Below are 18,002 nucleotides of genomic sequence, written 5' to 3'. Positions count from 1 at the left end.
CGACGCGGACGTTGCGAGATGCCCACGCGGCCGACCGGTCTCAGCCGAGCGCACAGGTGAATCCGTCGACGAGTTCGACGAGCTGGTCGTCCGTCATGACGAACGCCGGGGAGATCTGCATGGCACCCTGGCCTGCGGCGCGGCTGGAGATCCCATGGGCGCGCAGGGTTTTGACCAGCGGAAGAGCTCCGGCCGGGTCGGCCAGCTGGATCGCCGCCACGGCGCCTAGCCCACTGCGCACCTCAGCAACCCTGGGATGGTCGGCCAGCGCCGAAAGCTGATCGTGCAGGCTGGATTCCAGGCGAAGGGCGGCGTCGAGCAGGCCCTCGCGCTCGATGATGTCGAGGTTCGCCAGCGCGGCCGCGGCGGCACCCGCGTGACCGCCGTAGGTGTAGCCGTGCCGCCACCAGACGCCGCCCGCGAAGAACGGCTCCGCGATGTGCGGGGCGACGAAGACCGCGCCCATCGGAAGGTATCCAGAGGTCAGGCCCTTCGCAGTGGTCATAAGGTCGGGTTCGAGGCCGAATCGGGACGAAGCGAACCAGGCCCCGCCGATCCGGCCGAAGCCGGTCACGACCTCGTCGGCGACAAAGAGGATCTCGTGGTCGCGGCAGACGCGGCGAACCTCGGCGAGGTAACCCTCCGGCGGCAGATAGACGCCGCCCGCGCCGATGATGGGTTCGCAGAAGAACGCGGCGATACGCTCGGCGCCGATCTCCTCGATCAGGGCCAGCAGCGCCTTCGCGTCGTCCCACTCGACGGTGCGCGCATCGGGCATCAGCTGGCCGTAGCCTTCCCGGTTCCCGGGGATACCCGCCAGCGCGGTGCCCGCGACGTGCATGCCGTGATAGGCCATCCGCCGCCCGACGACGACGGTCTTGCGTGGACGCCCGAGTTCGTGCCAATAGCGCCGGGCGAGCTTGGCCGCGGTGTCGACGGAATCGGAGCCGCCGGAGGTGAAGAAGATCTTGCTACCCGGCACCGGAGCCAGCGTCGAGAGCCGCTCGGCCAGCTCCTGGGTGGCCGGTTCGGTGAAGTCGCCGAAATTCGAGTAGTGCGCGATCGTGCGCAGCTGCGCGGCCACCGCGTCGGCGATCTCACCGCGGCCGTGCCCGATGTTGGTGAACCATAACCCTGCGGTCGCGTCCAGGTAGCGGTTGCCCGCCTGGTCGAAGATGTAGGCACCCTCGCCACGGGTGACCACGAACGCGCCGTCCCGTTCGACGGCACCCATGTCGGCAAATCCATGCCATAGCGAGCTCATGTCATCCACGTTTACCCGAAATCGGGCGCCGACTCGCGAGCGTCCGAGCCGCGGAAGACCGCTACGGCATCACGACCAGCGTAAACGCCGCCACCCACGATGCCCTATGGTCACCGTCACACCGCCGGGAGTAGAGGGTGAGAGACATCCCATCTGTCGACTACTCCCTACACACGCGACAGGGACGGTAGCGCAGCAACCGCCGAGCACCGCCGCCCGCACCGCTGTTGTCGGTGCGTCACCGGAGCGGGCCGTCGACGACGGCGGCGACCGCGGCAACCACTGCCCAGCCTCCTCGCGGAAATATCCGGTGGCGGGTTTCGCTAGGCTTGTCGATGCAATGACCAGGACAGCTGCCACCGATCCCCGCGACCTCCGCACCCGCCTGGCGAATCTCTCCCTCCGCGACGAGCATCGGCTGCGGCGCCGGCTGGACCGGGCGCGCGATGGCGACCTCGGCGAGGTCGAAGCCGAGATCGCGGCGGCCGAACTCCGTGTCGAGGCCCGCCGCGCCGCGGTGCCGGAGATCCGCTACCCGCCGCAGCTGCCGGTCACCGCCCGCCGCGAGGACATCGCCGCGGCCATCGCCGCGCACCAGGTCGTGATCGTCGCGGGCGAGACCGGTTCGGGCAAGACCACCCAGATTCCCAAGATCTGTCTCGAGCTCGGCCGCGGCGTCCGCGGCACCATCGGGCACACCCAACCGCGCAGGCTGGCCGCACGCACCGTCGCCGAGCGCATCGCGGAGGAACTCGACACCGAGCTGGGCGACGTCGTCGGCTATACGGTGCGCTTCACCGACCATGCCTCCGAGCAGACGCTGGTCAAGTTGATGACCGACGGCATCCTGCTAGCCGAGATCCAACGCGACCGGCTGCTGCGCCGCTACGACACGATCATCATCGACGAGGCGCACGAACGCAGCCTCAATATCGACTTCCTGCTCGGCTACCTCCAGCAACTGCTGCCACGGCGTCCCGATCTCAAGGTGATCATCACCTCGGCGACCATCGACCCGGAACTGTTCGCCAGGCACTTCGCCGACGACAACGGAACTCCCGCACCGATTGTCGAGGTCTCCGGCCGCTCCTACCCGGTGGAGATCCGGTATCGGCCGCTCGCGCTGGAACTCCCGGTCGCCGACGACGAAGAGGACGAGAACACCCGCATCGTCGACCGGGACCCGGTGGACGCGATCGGCGACGCGGTCACAGAGCTGTTCGCCGCGGGCGACGGTGACGTGCTGGTGTTCCTGTCCGGCGAACGCGAGATCCGGGACACCGCCGACGCACTGCGCGATCTGAAGCTGCCGCGCACCGAGATCCTGCCGCTGTACGCGCGGCTGTCCGCGGCCGAGCAGCACCGAGTGTTCGCTCCGCACAGCGGTCGGCGGGTGGTGCTGGCAACCAACGTCGCGGAGACCTCGCTGACGGTTCCGGGAATCCGGTATGTCGTCGACCCGGGGACCGCACGGATCTCGCGGTACTCGATGCGGACCAAGGTGCAGCGGCTGCCGATCGAACCGGTGTCGCAGGCGTCGGCCCGGCAGCGATCCGGGCGCTGCGGACGGGTCGCCGACGGCATCTGTATCCGGCTGTACTCCGAAGACGACTTCGAATCCCGGCCCTCCTTCACCGAACCCGAGATCCTGCGCACCAACCTGGCCGCGGTCATCCTGCAGATGACCGCTCTCGGGCTCGGCGACGTCGACGACTTCCCGTTCGTCGAGGCGCCGGACCGCCGCGCCATACGCGACGGCGTCGCCCTGCTCGAGGAGCTCGGGGCACTCGCGCGGCGCATCGGCAAGCCAGGGCCTCGGTCGGATACCACGCCGGCACAAGAGGACACGCGACGGCGTGGCGCCGTCGACATGACAAGTCGTCCGAGGGCGAGTACCCGCGACGACGACGCCCTGTCGCTCACGCCGATCGGTCGCGAGATGGCCCAGCTTCCTGTCGATCCCAGGATGGCGCGGATGCTGGTAGAGGCGCAGCGCAACGGCTGTCTGGCCGAAGTGCTGGTCATCGTCGCGGCACTGTCGATCCAGGATGTGCGGGAGCGGCCCGCCGAGCATCAGCAGGCCGCCGACAGCAAACACGCGCGGTTCGCCGTCGATGGCTCGGACTTCCTGGCCTATCTGCGACTGTGGGAGTACCTCGGTGGGCAGCGCAAGTCGCTGTCCTCCAATCAGTTCCGGCGTATGTGCCGTGAGGAGTTCCTGCACTACCTGCGGATCAGAGAGTGGCAGGATCTGCACGGGCAGCTGCGTACGATCACCAGGGGCCTGGGCTGGTCGGCGCACGCGGACAGTGTCGCCGGATCAGGGTCGCCGGATGGCAAGGCCGACAATGGATCACGTGGCTCCGAACGCTCGGCCACACAATCCGGAGGACGGCCACGATCGGGCTCCCGGCGCAGACGATCCGGCGCGTCAGCGGCAGCGGACCGTGTGATTGTCGAGAATGACAGCGCCCCTTGGGATTCCACCGCGATCCATCAGGCGTTGCTGGCGGGCATGCTGTCGCACATCGGGGTGCGTGAAGCGGAATCGCGCGAGTTCCTCGGCGCACGCAACGCCAAGTTCGTGATCTTCCCCGGCTCGTCGCTGGCGAAGAAGCCGCCGCGCTGGGTGATGGCCGCCGAGCTGGTCGAGACCTCGCGGCTCTGGGGCCGGATGGCCGCGAAGATCGAGCCGGACTGGGCCGAGCGGCTCGCAGGCGATCTGGTCAAACGCACCTACTCCGAGCCGCACTGGTCGGCCAAGCGGGGCGCCGCACGCGCCTATGAGCGCGTCACCCTCTACGGCATCCCACTGGTGACCGGAAGACCCGTCGACTACGGCCGGATCGATCCAGAGCTTTCGCGCGAGCTGTTCATCAGACATGCGCTGGTACAGGGCGAATGGCAGACCAGGCACGTGTTCTTTCACCGCAATCGCGAATTGCTCGACGACGTCGCCGATCTTGAGCACCGCGCGCGCCGCCGCGACATCCTGGTCGATGACGAGGTGCTGTTCGAGTTCTACGACAAACGCCTGCCCGCCGACGTCGTCTCGGTGCGTCACTTCGACAACTGGTGGCGCACTGCGCAACGCAAAGCCCCTGCGCTACTGGACTTCTCGACTGCCACCGTGGTCAACGAGGGCGCCGCCGCGCTCGACCCGTCCGGCTTTCCCGATTCCTGGCGTCAAGGCGAGCTCAGCTTTCCGCTCACATACCAATTCGAGCCGGGCACCGAGGAAGACGGCGTCACCGTGCGTATCCCGGTCGAACAGCTCGCCCACGTCCGCGCCGTCGGCTTCGACTGGCTGGTGCCCGGCATGCGCGACGAACTGGCCGCCGCGCTGATCAAGTCACTGCCGAAGGCGTTGCGCCGCAGTGTGGTTCCCGCAGCGGATTTCGCCGCGGCGGCGCTGGCCGCACTGACCCCGCGCGCGGAGCCGCTGCGCACCGGGCTGGCGCGCGAGTTGTCCCGGCTTGGTTCGGTTCCGATCGCACCCTCCGACTTCGATCCGTCCGCGCTGCCCGACCACCTACGCATGACCTTCGCCGCCATCGGTGGCGACGGCACTGCGCTCGCCCGTGGGAAAAGCCTCACAGATCTGAAAACGCAGCTGGCCGAACAGGTTTCCGCCTCGGTCGCCCGCGCCGCCGCGGGCGTGGAACGCCCGCCCGCCACGGTGTGGACCTCCGAGTCACTCGGGATCGTCGCGCCGACGGTGCGCCGCCAAGTGGCCGGACAGACCGTGACCGGATATCCCGCGCTGGTCGCCGAGGGCGACGGTGTGGCGGTCCGCGTGCTCAGCTCCCCAGCCGAGCAGGCCGCCGCGATGCGGCTGGGCACCCGGGCGCTGGTGCTGCACGCGCTGCCTACCTCGGTCCGGTCCGTCACCGCAGGGCTGTCGCCCACGGATCGCCTTGCGTTGAGCCAGAATCCGTATGGCTCGCTGGAGGCGCTGATCGAAGACTGCCGCGCGGCGGCTGTCGATGAACTCATCGCCGCCGCGGGCGGTCCGATGCACACACCGGAGAACTTCGACGCGCTCGTCGCCCGAATCCGTCCCGAACTCGCCGCCGCCGTCACCCGTCTCGTACGCCTGGTCGTGCCGGTTCTCGCGGGGGCCCACCAGGTTTCGGTCGCGCTCGCGGAAAGGAGCGAACGCGACATCGCCGACGACGTTCGCGACCAGCTCGACAACCTGGTGTTCCGCGGCTTCGTCTCCGAGTGGGGTGCCTCCCGGCTGCGCGAGCTGCCCCGCTATCTGCGGGCGGCGGTGATGCGTCTGGAAGCGTTGCCGGGCTCGGCGGTTCGCGATCGTCAGGGCATGGTCGAACTCGATCGGGTACTGGCCACCTACGACCGCCTGGTCGGGGCCCTGCCGGAGCATCGCAGGCATGCGCCCGCGGCGGCCGAGATCTGGTGGATGATCGAGGAATTCCGGGTCAGCCTGTTCGCCCAGAAGCTCGGCACGCCGTTCCCGGTGTCCGCCAAGCGGATCGAGAAGGCGATCGCCGCGGCCCGACGCTAGTCAGTCGGCGGTCGACAACGCCTCGGCGCGCGCCTGCCGCATCTCCCGGATCTCGCGTTCGAAATCGTCGGCGGAGGTGAATGATCGGTAGACCGAGGCGAACCGAAGATAGGCGACCTCATCGAGGTCGCGCAGCGGCCCCAGGATGGCCAGGCCGACCTCGTGGCTGGGCACCTCCGGGGAACCCTTGGCGCGCACCGCGTCCTCGACCTGCTGCGCGAGCAGGTTCAGCGCGTCGTCGTCGACTTCGCGGCCTTGGCAGGCGCGCCGCACGCCGCGAATGACCTTCTCGCGGCTGAACGGCTCGGTGACTCCGCTGCGCTTGACTACGGACAGGATGGCGGTCTCTACCGTGGTGAACCGCCGCCCACACTGCGGGCAGGCGCGACGGCGGCGAATGGCCGCGCCCTCGTCGGCCTCGCGCGAGTCCACCACCCGGGAGTCGGGGTGTCGGCAGTACGGGCAATGCATCCGAGAAATCCTTCGTCGATGCGTGTGCTCGCGTCCGGACCGGCCGCCGATCGTAACGATCGGTCCGGCGAGCACATGTACAGAGGTCTATACCCCGGCACCAGGTATTCCCCACTCGAATCTGGAAAAACCTGCATAACAGTTCGAGGATACCCGTCCGACTAGCCGAGTCGTCGCACACACCCACGGCTACCGGCGCGCCACCTCGATCATTCGACGATCTGCCAGTGCGCGGTCAGATCCGCGAGGAGGTCCGGCAGCCGCGGAACGAGGTGGCCGCGGGCCAGTTCGGTCCAGAACGGCTCGCCGAGGACGGCGTCGGCCAGGACCGGGTCGGTCTCCGGATCGATGTGACGTGGCACCAGGTCACCGGTGATGTATGTCCACCTCGTGTCTCGGTCGGCCCAGTCGAAGTCGGGCAGCGGGACACGCAGCGCGAGACTACGGCCCGCGACGTCGGCGCGGACCGTGGCCGGGGCGAAGACGCCGGGCGCACGGACCCTGGGACGGCGGGCTTGCCCGCGACCGTGCTCCCAGACATCGCTCGAGCAGTGTTGCCCAGATCACATTTCCAGCAGATTTTCGATCAACAATTCCGGCCACAATAGGTGGCCGATCCCACCGGTCAGCGCGGCGGTGGCGAGCCCGCGCCACCTCGGCCGTCGACCACGGCGGGCACCGACCCGCCGGACTCGCCGCCCCAGTCTCCCGCCCGCACGTGCGCCAACGCGATCAGTCCCGCCACCATGAGGGCGGTCAGCAGCGCGGTCACGGCAAGCACGGCGAACCCGACCTGCGCCCGCTCTACCCGCTCCATCGGGTGCGAGCCACGCATCCGCCGGAGCGCGGAATTCCGTGCGCTACGGCCATATACGAGCGCAGCGCCGCCAGGGCGAGCGTCGCGGGGGCACCGATCGACCGCGGAGCGATGCGCGGGCACCAACGCCCTGGCGCGCGCGCCGCCGCGCCGCGTGCGAGGACCCGTGTCGCCACCGAGATCGATCGCCGCCGCAGCGGCGGCGCGGTGATCGAACTCCACACCTGTCACATCGATCGATGTGGTGATGTCGCTGATCGCAGTACTCATCGGACAAACCTCCGTGGTGGGTGCTCCGTCGCCGTTCGAGCCGGTGTCCATATTCGAACACATGTTCCCAACGCATTCGATCAGATGTTCGAAGAATCTGTGTTCGATTTCTACCACGACGGAGTGGCAAAGTCAGCAGAAACGCCCGACATGCGTCGAACAGATGTTTGATACATCGACGCGACCGGACTAGATTCGAACTACCAAATGCATGACAGGCCATGACGACAGACGCCCAGCGGGGATCGGCCGGGCACAGCAGGAAAGGGCGGTTGCGGTGAGGCACACAGACGACACGGGTGACGAGACCGAAAGCGGCGCCGACGCGGCGAGTACCGGGGCGGATCTCACCGTGCGTCAGCGCAAAGTGCTGGAGGTGATCCGCACCTCGGTGAGCGAACGCGGCTACCCGCCGAGCATCCGGGAGATCGGTGACGCGGTCGGGCTGACGTCGACCTCCTCGGTCGCCCATCAGTTGCGCGCTCTGGAGCGCAAGGGCTACCTTCGCCGCGATCCGAATCGTCCACGCGCGGTGGACGTCAGAGGCCTGGACGAGGTGGTGCGTTCGGTGACCAGTCTGCCGGTCGCCGCGGTGGACGGCTCCGATGCCGCCGTCGACACCGACCGCCCGGTGCCCACCTTCGTGCCGGTGCTCGGGCGCATTGCCGCCGGTGGTCCGATTCTGGCGGAGCAGGCCGTCGAAGACGTCTTCCCGCTCCCCCGCGAGCTGGTCGGCGAGGGTTCGCTGTTCCTGCTGAAGGTTGTCGGCCAGTCCATGATCGACGCGGCGATCTGCGACGGCGACTGGGTGGTCGTCCGGCAGCAGAACGTCGCCGACAACGGCGACATCGTCGCCGCGATGATCGACGGCGAGGCCACGGTGAAGACGTTCAAGCGCACCGGCAAGGACGTGTGGCTGATGCCGCACAATCCGGTGTTCGAACCGATCCCCGGCAACGACGCCCAGATCCTCGGCAAGGTCGTCACGGTCATCCGCAAGATCTGACGACGGAAGGGACGGCAACCCGCGTCGGCCGCGCGGACATGTACCGCAACACACAACCGAGTTCGCCCCCACGTTCACAGCTGATTGACAGCAAGCGCGCAGGGAATCCACCAGGCCACTTGCGAGACTTCCGCAGTGACAGCGATCAGCGCCGACGCGGCCCTGCCCGATGCAACCACGACTCTCGATCCCGATCCACTCGGGCTACCGCCTGCTCGTCGGTGGGAGCGAGCGATTCTGGCGGTGCTGCTGACCGGGACGGCCGTCGCGTATCTGTGGCACATCACGGTCAACGGCATGGCCAACGGTTTCTACGCCGCGGCGGCCTGGTCCGGTGCGCGGGACTGGAAGGCACTACTGTTCGGCTCGCTGGATCCGGGCAACTTCATCACCGTCGACAAACCGCCGGTCTCGCAGTGGGTGATGGGACTGTCGGGACAGCTGTTCGGATTCAGCAGCGCGAGCATGCTGGTGCCGCAGGCGTTGATGGCCGTCGCGGCCGTGGCACTGCTGTACGCGACAATCGCCACGGCGACCAGCAGCCGGGGCGCGGGCCTGCTGGCCGGGGCGGTGCTGGCAGTGACACCGGTGGTGGCGTTGATGTTCCGGTTCAACAACCCGGACGCGGTGATGGTGCTGCTGATGACCTCGGGCGCGTACTGCACGATCAGGTCATTGCGGCGGGCGAGCGCGCGCTGGCTGATGCTGGCCGGTGTCGCGCTCGGATTCGCGTTCCTGGCGAAGATGCTCGAAGGGCTCATGGTGTTGCCCGCGCTGGCGCTCACCTACCTGATCGTGGCGCCGACCTCGGTGCGAAAACGACTGCTGCACTTGCTCGCCGCCGCGGCGGCGTTGGTCGTTTCATCCGGCTGGTACGTGCTGCTGACGATCCTGTGGCCCGCATCGTCGCGGCCGTATCTGGCCGGGTCGACGAACAACACGTTCATGGATCTGGTGCTGGGCTACAACGGATTCGCCCGCTTCCTCGGCCACAACCACCGCGGCGGCAACCGATTCGCACTACCGCCCGGGTACGAGATGCCAGGCGACTTGGGGCAGGGCCGTGGTGGGTTCGGCGGATTCGGCGGCGGGTCGGGTCCGACCCGGCTGTTCACCGGCGAGATCGGGTTCGAGATCTCCTGGCTGCTTCCCGCCGCCCTGCTCGCCTTCGTACTGGTCCTCGCATCGCGCGGGCGTGCTCCGCGCACCGACCTCCTGCGCGGGGCCGCGCTGGTCTTCGGACTGTGGCTGATCATCGACGGCATCGCATTCACCACGATGCGCGGCGGCATGCACGCTTACTACACGTTGGCCATCGGTCCCGCCGTGGCCGGGATGTTCGCGATCGGCGTCGCCGAGATGTGGCGTCGGCGCGATGAGAAATTCGGCCGAATCGGTGCTGCCGCATTGGTGCTCACCTCGGGACTGTGGGCGTTCGTGCTGCTGAGCCGCAACGCCGAATGGCTGCCGTGGTTGCGCTGGGCGCTTGCGGTGGTCTCTGTGGCGGTGGCGCTGGGCCTGATCGCCGCCGCGTTCCCGGCCGTATCGCGACGGGTGCGTGCCAGGTCGGTGTCGGTGCTGGTCGTCGTGGGTGTTCTCGCCGGGATCGGCGGATCGACGGCATACGCCGCGGCCACCCTCCCGCAGGCGCATACCGGGGGCGGGCCGACGGTCGGCCCTGCGAAGCCCGAGCGGCCGACGCCGGCGAACGATATGCGCAGCGAGGTGATGTCGTTCGTGAACGGCGACACCGAGCCGCAAGTCGCCACGCTGCTACGCAACACGACAACGACCTGGTCGGCGGCAGTGGATCGTTCCTCGGTCGCCGCATCCCTCGAGCTCGCCAGCCACACCTCGGTCATCGCGATCGGCGGCTTCACCTCCGACGACCCGGTGCCCACCCTCGATGATTTCCAGACCATGGTCCGCTCCCACCAGGTGACGTATTACCTCGCGCAGGAGGTGAAACTCCCCGACTCATGGCGCGTGCGCAACCAACCGGGCGTTCCCCCCGGCGCGGGGCAGGCGAGCGCCCCGGACAACGGGTTGTGGCGTCCGGCCGGGCACAAGGACATCGCCGACTGGGTCTCGGCGCACTACACCCCGGTGCGTCTCGGCAACGTCGCCGTCTACGACCTCACCATCCCGGCTCACTGACGGGGCCGCGACGCGCGATTGCCCTGGACAGGGATAACAGAACCCTGATGTCAGTCCATTCCCACCCTTGGATACTCACGCGACGCAGCGCATCACAGCACGGTGCGCAGCACTACCCACCCGGACTGTTGGCACCTCCAAGAATGCCGTGGGTGCAACCGCCGCCGTCCTGTCGTTTCGACGCGAGAGCTGTCACTTGCGTCGCTTGTTGGAGGCGGGGTTCTGTCGTGTCGTCAGTATTGCGGCAGGGGGCGGCGCAATTCGGTGACGGCGATGCGGGCCGATTCGGCGATGGCGGCGTCGACAACGGGGAGTTCCGGATCCGAGCGTGCCGCGCGGGTGAAAACCGCCACGGCGACAGGGGATTCGCCGGGAAACTCCACCACAGCGACCTCGTTGCGGATCACCCCGATGGTTCCGGTCTTACCCGCGACCGACACGCTGCGGTGCGGGAACGCGGCGGCGATGCGATGAGGCCACACCTGGTGACGCATGACGGTCCGGACGAACTCGGTCTGCTCGGCCGACAGCACCGTACCGCCCCAGAGAGAGCGCAGGAAGCGGGTCATCTCCTGCGGGGTGGTCGCGCTCGCATAGGACGGGTCGTACGCCGAGACCGTCCAGGCGTCGTCGTTCTCCGCGAGTGCCGCGAACGCCTCGGCGGTGGTGTGGGTGTCTGTGTCGCGGACCAGGCTGCGGTGCAGATCGACGGTGCCGCCGACGATCCGGGTCTGGGTGAGGCCGAGATGATCGAGCAGGTCCTCGACCGCGCCGAGACCGGTTTCGCCGAGCAGGATGTCGGCCGCGGCGTTGTCGGAGACGGTCATCATCGACGCCGCGAGGTCGCGCAGGCTCATGGTCACCGGATCGCGCAGCACGGCGATGCCGGTCGGACCGGGCGTGCACTCGGACGGGGTCACCGTGAGCCTGGCGGTGGGGTCGATACGCCCGGCGTCGACGAGGCGGCAGAACGCGACGAACAGCGGCAGCTTGTACACCGACGCGACGACCACACGTTCGTGACCGCCGATCGAGATCTCGGCGGCGGAGTCGTCACAGCGGCGGGCGTGCAGCCAGCCGGTGCAGCCCGCATCGGCGAACACGGCACGGATCCTCTCCGCAACGCTGTGCCCACCCGGCGTCCGGCCGCCACCGCGTGTCGTGTCGCCGTGGGACGTGCTGCTCATCGCAGCCGCTCCCGGTACAACACGCGGTCCACCGCGTGGGCGTGGATATCGGCGCCGGGACGGTGGATGACGCGGACCCGTAGTGCCACCGCCTGCGGCGCGATGCGCAGCCACGTCACGCCCGGCGTGGACGACGGGGGAATCGCGGTGAGCCCGAAGCATGTTCCGGCCGCCACCGCGGCGAGTACGGCGCGATCGTCTGGCGCCGGCACGGTCGGTGCGTCCAGTCCGCGCTCGCGCAGCAGATCCAGCACGGTGTCGAAGGCGGGCGGGTTGGCGGCGCGCGGTGGACCGGCGAAACTCAGTCCGACGAGCATCGGGAAGGTGCGGCGTTCGGCGGCGACGCTGCGGTGATCCGACGGCACCACGAGCCAGCGTGGCAGTTTGACGACCGGGCGGGCCTCGACACCGTCGACGAGGGCCGGATGCTCGATCACCGCGACATCGCACAGCCCGGCGCGCACATCGGCGACCAGATCGACGGTGGTCCCCCCTATCGTGGACACCGTGGCATCCGGTGCGATCACGGTGCGCAGCGCGCCGACGCAGGCCGTGACCACCCGGTCGGGCAGCGCGGTGATCGCCGCCCAGTGCACGACGCCGTGGGCGTCCGCGATGCGGTGCGATTCGGCGAGCAGACGCTCGGCGTCATCGACGAGCAGCCGGGCGCGAGGGAGCAGTTGGAGCCCGGCCGCGGTGAGGACGGCGCCCTGCCGAGTGCGGTGGATGAGGTCGACACCGAGATGCCGCTCCAGCCGCCGAAGTCCTTGCGACAGCGGTGGCTGGGTCATGTCCAGCGCGGCCGCCGCCCTGCCGAAGTGTCCTTCGTCCGCGACAGAGACGAAGTAGCGAAGGTGGCGGATCAGGTCCATGCGGTCATTGAACCAGCGGGTGCGCCGGCCCCGGCGTTCTTGCCCGGCCGTGGTCCGCACCGGAGCCGGATCATGCGGGCGAACCTGCGACGATATCGAAATCGACTCATCCGTCCCCGGGTCGGATATTTGCGCCCGCCGCCGCGGCGATGGTGTGGTGCGGCGGTGATCCTCTCAGCTTGTGCCCACCGTGTCCTGCTTCGCCAAGCCCTCGCCGCAGCGGCGGTGTCCGCTCTGTCGGTCGCCGCCGCCTGCGGGTCCGGCACCGACACGGCGGCCTCGAATTCGACACCCGCCGCGACCCTGTCCTTCACCGAGATGGAGACCGACCACGCCGCCCGACTGGGCGTGTACGCGATCGACACCGCGTCCGGGCACACCGTCGCCCATCGAGACAGCGAGCGGTTCCCGATCGCCTCCACGTTCAAGGGGCTCGCCTGCGGCGCACTCCTACGCGATCATCCGCTGTCGACGGGCTACTTCGATCAGGTGATCCACTATCCCCGTACCGATCTCGTCGAGAACTCACCGGTGACCGAGAAGCGCGTCGACAGCGGTATGACCGTTGCTGAACTGTGCGATGCCGCGATCACCGTGTCCGACAACACGGCAGGCAACCAGCTGCTGAAACTCCTCGGTGGCCCGGAAGGTTTCACCGCGTTCCTGCGGTCCATCGGCGACAACATCACGCGCCTGGACCGCTGGGAAACCGAGTTGAACACCGCCATCCCCGGCGACCAGCGCGACACCACCACGCCCGCCGCGCTCGCCGCCGACTACCGCACCCTCGTCCTCGGCGACACGCTCGCCGAACCCGAACGAGCGCAACTGAAGTCGTGGCTGATGGCCAGCAAGACCGGCGGCGAGCGCATCCGCGCAGGACTGCCCGAGGGCTGGACCGTCGCAGACAAGACCGGCAGCCCCGCCTACGGCGGCGCCAACGACGTCGCCATCGCGTGGCCGCCCGGACGCGCCCCGCTCGTCATAGCCGTACTGACAACGAAATTCGAGCAGCAAGCCAAGGCCGACAACCCGCTGGTCGCCGACGCCACCCGCGCTGCCGTCGGGGCGCTCGAGTAAAGCACGCTGATCCGCAAAGCCTGGACCCTCTACCGTTGGGACACCCGACCCCGGAAACGCCCATGAAGGTCACCAATCCGCGCGACCGCGAACCCCGAATCCGGCTACGTGGCGATGTGGCCGGGGGGAGTCGCGTCCTGCCCGAGTTCCACTCGACGTGTGTCGAGGTCGGGATGGCGAAGAAGCTCGAGCACCAGTCCGGCAGGCCCGCCGACACAGATCCAGTCGTCGTCGAACAGCCGCGATACCAGCCAGCGGCGGTCGGTCGGAAAAATTAGGTCGGGCAGGCTACGGCGTTGACGCCAAGTCAGCGTGCGCCAGGTGAGCGCCTGCTCCGGCCCCGCCTCGACCAACACGTAGTGCCAATCGGCGTACAAGGTCACCCGGGGAGCTTCAGGGAAGACGATGTCGTCGGCGCCGTTATCGAGGTATCCCAACCACCAACGCTGGTTCGCCGACTCGACGCGCAAGACCGACACCAGCGCTCGGTCCAGCGCTTCCCAGGCCACATCGTCGTCCTCCGGCACGACGATCGTGGCGTACCTGTCGAAGACCGGCGGGATCGCCGAGACGATGGTCAGGCCGACCGACGTACCATCCACGATCCATGCGGTCTCCGCCTCGGTTCCGATTCGCCAGGAACTGCCATTCGAGGTGGTGACATCCACCCACCAATCATCGCCGGCTCCGCGCAGAAGCACCAATGAATTCGACCAGGTCGGTCAGGCAGATGCAGGCTCAATGGAGCGGTTCGGCTGGAAGCAACTTCGTGATCACCAAGCCCGCGCCTGCACCGCACCCCAGATCGACTCGGAACCAATTTGCGCGACCTCTGATGCGCCCGCAGGGTGTGTTTAGTGTCCCTGCACGGGGCAGGTGGCCACACTCGAAAACCGCTGGTGGTAGGGGTGAACAGATGGACTGTTCCCCACGGACCACTGTCCGTCCCCGGCAGCCCGCACCCAGAGTGGGTGTGCGCCTGTCGAATTGGTGCTTCCGACTGGAGGTGTGACGGCTACTCTGAAACAGTCACTACGGATCGCTTCGACACACAATGAGCGCTGGCCAGGGGGAGGTGCGTTCCACCGCATGAGTTCTGGACAGGTTTCAGTTCGGGCGCCTGTGGTAGCTGGCGAGCTTGGAATCATCGGTGCGGTAGCTGGTCAGCTCGTCAACGTGTGTCGCGAAGACCGGCGGTGGAACAAGGAAACGGCGTGCGACGAGCGACGCCACTGGCGAGACCGCCAGCTGGAGGCCTACAGCACGTTCTACGCTGCCGCAGAACGCTACTGGAGAACTGTCCTGAGCACCCCTGATCAGATGGACACTGCAGCCGCCACGGAACGTCAGGCCAGGCTTGACCGCGCAAGGTCTGCGGCAGAAGGTCTGTATCGGTCGTGAACCTGATTGGGTCGAGACCTGGGTATGACGGTGGCTTTACACTGCTGGCGATCCCCATCTCGCTATCCATCTACTGTGGTTCGTCGGGTTCTACGGGTGGCATTGTTCGCCTTCCACATCCGCACCCGAACCACATCCAGCATCCCCTGAGCACCGGCAAACATACAAAGAGGCCGCGAGTTTGTGCCGCGGCGCATCCGCATCGACGCCCCCGATTACACACGGAGTCCATATTGCAGAATAAATCACCTCTCGACCCCGACAATATTCCCCGGCATATCGCATGTATTCCGGATGGAAATGGAAGGTGGTCCCAGCTGCGAAATGGCTCCCGGATCGGAGGACACAACCAGGGCGCACGAGTAATTCGCAATCTCGTAATAGGCGCATCCGATTTGGGAATCGAATGGTTCACGGTATACGCGTTCTCCACGGAGAACTGGCAACGTCCCGAGCTCGAGGTCAGATTCATTGCAAGTACGATCGAACGAGCCATCTACCGGTGGCTCGACGATTTCGGTCGGCACAATATACGGATCCGATGGATCGGGCGCGCGGAGATGCGCATACCCCGCGCTCTGCGCAGGGCGATCGACTATGCGATATCGACGACAAAGAACAATACCGGAATGACATTCACTATCGCCTTCAATTACGGCGGCCGGGATGAAATCCTCGATGCTATCCGCAAAATAATCGAGGACGGCGTAGATGCCGCGGATCTGAATAGCGAGCTGGTGAGTAGATATCTGTACGCACCGGATATGCCCGATCCAGATCTCGTTATCCGCACATCAGGCGAGAGCAGGATCTCCAACTTCCTGCTCTGGCAGCTCGCTTACAGCGAACTGGTGTTCACACCTGCTCTCTGGCCGGATTTCACCGTTGATCACCTGTTGGATGCAATCCGCGATTATCAGCGACGCGATCGAAAATTCGGAAGCATCGACGACGGCAATAGAGAATTGGATACGCAGCTACAATAGGCCCCCGGATGAAACCCACACCACCCTCAGCTGATCATTTGGAGGTATTCATGAGCATAGATTGGACAACTAAGATCCCGAACCTACCGTTCGAGGATCCCTATATCGAAAGTTCTCACATCAGCCCCTTCTGGGAGCAGGTCGATGAGAAAGTACGGTCATTGCGTACGAAATGGGTGGGGCCGCTCACCGCTACCGAAGAAGAGCGGTTGCGCGGAATAGACGGCGCAAAGATCGCGTGTCAGCTGTTTCCGGACTCCGATCCCGAAGACCTGGCCATATTTACGATACTTTGCGAATGCAGCTTCCTGATCGACGATCGAATCGGATTCGATGAATACGACTCACCGGAGGACTTACAAAACCATATCACGCGCCTCGACCACATACTCGAAACAGGGCAGGCCGAAACGCCCGACCTCGGGCTCGAAACCGCCCTCGCCGAGTGCATGCAGAAGATTTACCCCAGGCAATCGCACAGCTGGCGGAGACGAATGCGGCAAAATTTTCTCGACAGCATTTTTGCCATGGGAATCGAACTGGACAACCGGCGAGAAGGACATTTTCCGGGCCTCCAAGAGTATATTTCGATGCGCCGAAATACCGTCGCCTTATATCTTCTTCTGGATTTCGCAGAATTCATGCACCGCATCGAATTATCGGACACACTGTACGACAGCAGCGAAATGTGTGATCTTCGCGAAAGCTGGGTCGACATTACGGCCTGGGTGAACGACATGGCGTCATATCATAAGGAAGACGCAGCCGGTGAAGTGAACTTGATACACGTCGTTCGAGCAGAGAAAAATCTGTCACTCGACGCGGCATTCGACGAAGTGGCCGACATGATCGAATCTCGTGTCACCGATTTGATTGAGGCCGAGCGCTCTTTGAAAGATAGTGCCGCATATCGAAATGGCACCGACAGTGAGCGCGATGCGGTCGACATTGTGGTGCAAACAGTACGGAACGGGTTGGGAATGTACGTGCGACTACACCGGGAATCACCGAGATATGCGAATCAGGACAGCACGGTGTGACTCGCGAACGCAGGCCCCGGGCCTGCACTCGGCTCTGCTGGCGGCGAAAGCCGCCGGCTACGAGCTCGTGATGCTCGACGGCATCCTGATCTACACCGACCGGGTGTCCGAACCTGGTCCCACGCACTGGAAAGGCAAGGACAAGAACGAGTTCCGAATCAGGCGCGGAGACGCATGCGGGTGGGCCCATAGCGGTCGGGGATACATTGCGACCCTCCGTCACAGCGATTCGCAGCCTCTCGAGGTCGCATCGTTCGTTCTGGGTGGCTTCCAATCTCAGTCGCAGACACCGCAATCCTGCTCTATGCTCAAGGGCTCCGTGGCCGCGCAATCTGGGGCCAACTTGGGCCGCACGCTGTGAGCGGCCCTGCACAGAGCAGGTGAAGTCAGCGAATCCGCATGGTGCGCATTGTGATTGACATGCGCAGGCACTGGACCGGGATAGCTGGGGGTCAAGTGGCCGCGGGTTCGACGCCTGTCAGCCCCACAGGCTAGAAAGCCCCTCTGAGCACTCGAATTCTAGTGGTCGTCGCAACACCCCAGCGCGAGGGTGGGATGGAGCCCCGGATCCTGGATGACCGCAGTGGGGAAGAGTTCGCCGGTTGACGCGTGAGCGGGGAGGCATACTTCCAGCTCATGCGTCAGGGCTACACAACAGCCGAGAAGCCTGCCGAATCGTCGGCATCAACCTGCGCACATGCGCGAGATGACGCAACGGCTGGCACTCACCGCCGACAGGAGAACCCGAACGAGCACAACTGAAGTCGTGGCTGATGACTGTGCTCGCCGAAACGCCCCACCCGTACTCGCCGAAATTCCCCACCCGTGAGCGGTGTCGATTATAGGGGTTCACGGTTGCCGGTGGTGGCGCGGCGGAGGTTGTCGGCGGTGGCTTGGTGATCGCGGAGCCGGTAGGAATCGCC

At 66.4% G+C, this 18,002-nt stretch carries 13 protein-coding genes and 1 pseudogene; 7 read left to right on the top strand and 7 right to left on the bottom strand.

What is annotated here, in order from left to right:
* Positions 1 to 40 precede the first annotated feature (40 nt).
* Positions 41 to 1,264, bottom strand: coding sequence for an aminotransferase family protein (locus AB4Z47_RS01550; RefSeq protein ID WP_441947356.1), 1,224 nt, complete (start codon positions 1,262 to 1,264; stop codon positions 41 to 43).
* 340 nt (positions 1,265 to 1,604) lie between these two features.
* Here AB4Z47_RS01550 and hrpA point away from each other — a divergent pair, with 340 nt between their 5' ends.
* Positions 1,605 to 5,792 carry an ATP-dependent RNA helicase HrpA gene (gene hrpA / locus AB4Z47_RS01545; RefSeq protein ID WP_441947355.1) on the top strand — a complete coding sequence of 1,396 codons (4,188 nt, stop codon included), beginning with the start codon at positions 1,605 to 1,607 and terminating at the stop codon, positions 5,790 to 5,792.
* Here the strand turns inward: hrpA and nrdR are convergent, their stop codons facing one another.
* The 3 genes from nrdR to AB4Z47_RS01530 all read right to left on the bottom strand — a co-directional run bounded on the left by nrdR (position 5,793) and on the right by AB4Z47_RS01530 (position 7,350).
* On the bottom strand, positions 5,793 to 6,263 hold the full coding sequence (nrdR, locus tag AB4Z47_RS01540; protein ID WP_327119445.1) for a transcriptional regulator NrdR: 471 nt from the start codon (positions 6,261 to 6,263) through the stop codon (positions 5,793 to 5,795).
* A 209-nt stretch (positions 6,264 to 6,472) separates the two neighbouring features.
* Positions 6,473 to 6,625, bottom strand: coding sequence for a hypothetical protein (locus AB4Z47_RS01535; RefSeq protein WP_441947354.1), 153 nt, complete (start codon positions 6,623 to 6,625; stop codon positions 6,473 to 6,475).
* Between the two features lie 263 nt (positions 6,626 to 6,888).
* Positions 6,889 to 7,350 carry a hypothetical protein gene (locus AB4Z47_RS01530; protein WP_441947353.1) on the bottom strand — a complete coding sequence of 154 codons (462 nt, stop codon included), beginning with the start codon at positions 7,348 to 7,350 and terminating at the stop codon, positions 6,889 to 6,891.
* Between the two features lie 277 nt (positions 7,351 to 7,627).
* Between AB4Z47_RS01530 and lexA the strand changes: the two genes are divergently transcribed.
* Both lexA and AB4Z47_RS01520 read left to right on the top strand, forming a co-directional pair.
* The gene (gene lexA, locus AB4Z47_RS01525) at positions 7,628 to 8,356 is read left to right on the top strand and encodes a transcriptional repressor LexA (protein ID WP_441947352.1); all 729 of its coding nucleotides are present in this window, start codon (positions 7,628 to 7,630) and stop codon (positions 8,354 to 8,356) included.
* Between the two features lie 135 nt (positions 8,357 to 8,491).
* The gene (locus AB4Z47_RS01520) at positions 8,492 to 10,513 is read left to right on the top strand and encodes an ArnT family glycosyltransferase (RefSeq protein ID WP_441947351.1); all 2,022 of its coding nucleotides are present in this window, start codon (positions 8,492 to 8,494) and stop codon (positions 10,511 to 10,513) included.
* A gap of 233 nt (positions 10,514 to 10,746) precedes the next feature.
* Here AB4Z47_RS01520 and AB4Z47_RS01515 read toward each other — a convergent pair whose 3' ends face one another.
* Together AB4Z47_RS01515 and AB4Z47_RS01510 are read right to left on the bottom strand one after the other, a co-directional pair.
* Positions 10,747 to 11,700 carry a serine hydrolase gene (locus tag AB4Z47_RS01515; RefSeq protein ID WP_441947350.1) on the bottom strand — a complete coding sequence of 318 codons (954 nt, stop codon included), beginning with the start codon at positions 11,698 to 11,700 and terminating at the stop codon, positions 10,747 to 10,749.
* Positions 11,697 to 12,572: a LysR family transcriptional regulator gene (locus AB4Z47_RS01510; RefSeq protein ID WP_441947349.1), complete on the bottom strand. Its 876-nt coding sequence runs from the start codon at positions 12,570 to 12,572 to the stop codon at positions 11,697 to 11,699. Before AB4Z47_RS01510 ends, AB4Z47_RS01515 begins: the two co-directional genes overlap by 4 nt.
* A gap of 168 nt (positions 12,573 to 12,740) precedes the next feature.
* On the opposite strand from AB4Z47_RS01510, the gene bla reads away from it, so the two are divergent.
* Positions 12,741 to 13,652 (top strand): class A beta-lactamase, encoded by a 912-nt coding sequence (gene bla / locus AB4Z47_RS01505; protein ID WP_441947524.1) that lies wholly within the window; start codon positions 12,741 to 12,743, stop codon positions 13,650 to 13,652.
* 104 nt (positions 13,653 to 13,756) lie between these two features.
* Here bla and AB4Z47_RS01500 read toward each other — a convergent pair whose 3' ends face one another.
* Positions 13,757 to 14,320 carry a hypothetical protein gene (locus tag AB4Z47_RS01500; RefSeq protein ID WP_441947348.1) on the bottom strand — a complete coding sequence of 188 codons (564 nt, stop codon included), beginning with the start codon at positions 14,318 to 14,320 and terminating at the stop codon, positions 13,757 to 13,759.
* Positions 14,321 to 15,049: 729 nt separating this feature from the next.
* On the opposite strand from AB4Z47_RS01500, the gene uppS reads away from it, so the two are divergent.
* The 3 genes and pseudogenes from uppS to AB4Z47_RS01485 all read left to right on the top strand — a co-directional run.
* The gene (gene uppS, locus AB4Z47_RS01495) at positions 15,050 to 16,039 is read left to right on the top strand and encodes a polyprenyl diphosphate synthase (RefSeq protein ID WP_441947347.1); all 990 of its coding nucleotides are present in this window, start codon (positions 15,050 to 15,052) and stop codon (positions 16,037 to 16,039) included.
* 50 nt (positions 16,040 to 16,089) lie between these two features.
* A complete protein-coding gene (locus AB4Z47_RS01490; RefSeq protein WP_441947346.1) occupies positions 16,090 to 17,079 on the top strand; it encodes a terpene synthase family protein in 990 nt (329 codons plus the stop codon).
* 7 nt (positions 17,080 to 17,086) lie between these two features.
* Positions 17,087 to 17,203 (top strand): annotated as a pseudogene (locus AB4Z47_RS01485) (IS5/IS1182 family transposase); the annotation flags it as partial.
* Positions 17,204 to 18,002 lie beyond the last annotated feature (799 nt).

Origin of the sequence: Nocardia sp. 2TAF39 (assembly GCF_052114905.1) — a bacterium.
In the GTDB taxonomy this organism is placed as follows: Bacteria; Actinomycetota; Actinomycetes; order Mycobacteriales; family Mycobacteriaceae; genus Nocardia.
Note: the sequence above shows the minus strand (reverse complement) of the source record. Positions and strands in the feature narration are given on the sequence as shown.

What these genes read in the sequence shown, in the direction of transcription:
- hrpA (WP_441947355.1), top strand. Translation starts at nt 1,605, where the DNA reads ATGACCAGGACAGCTGCCACCGATCCCCGCGACCTCCGCACCCGCCTG.
- AB4Z47_RS01490 (WP_441947346.1), top strand. Translation starts at nt 16,090, where the DNA reads ATGAGCATAGATTGGACAACTAAGATCCCGAACCTACCGTTCGAGGAT.
- AB4Z47_RS01530 (WP_441947353.1), bottom strand. Translation starts at nt 7,350, where the DNA reads ATGAGTACTGCGATCAGCGACATCACCACATCGATCGATGTGACAGGT.
- AB4Z47_RS01510 (WP_441947349.1), bottom strand. Translation starts at nt 12,572, where the DNA reads ATGGACCTGATCCGCCACCTTCGCTACTTCGTCTCTGTCGCGGACGAA.
- AB4Z47_RS01515 (WP_441947350.1), bottom strand. Translation starts at nt 11,700, where the DNA reads ATGAGCAGCACGTCCCACGGCGACACGACACGCGGTGGCGGCCGGACG.
- nrdR (WP_327119445.1), bottom strand. Translation starts at nt 6,263, where the DNA reads ATGCATTGCCCGTACTGCCGACACCCCGACTCCCGGGTGGTGGACTCG.
- AB4Z47_RS01550 (WP_441947356.1), bottom strand. Translation starts at nt 1,264, where the DNA reads ATGAGCTCGCTATGGCATGGATTTGCCGACATGGGTGCCGTCGAACGG.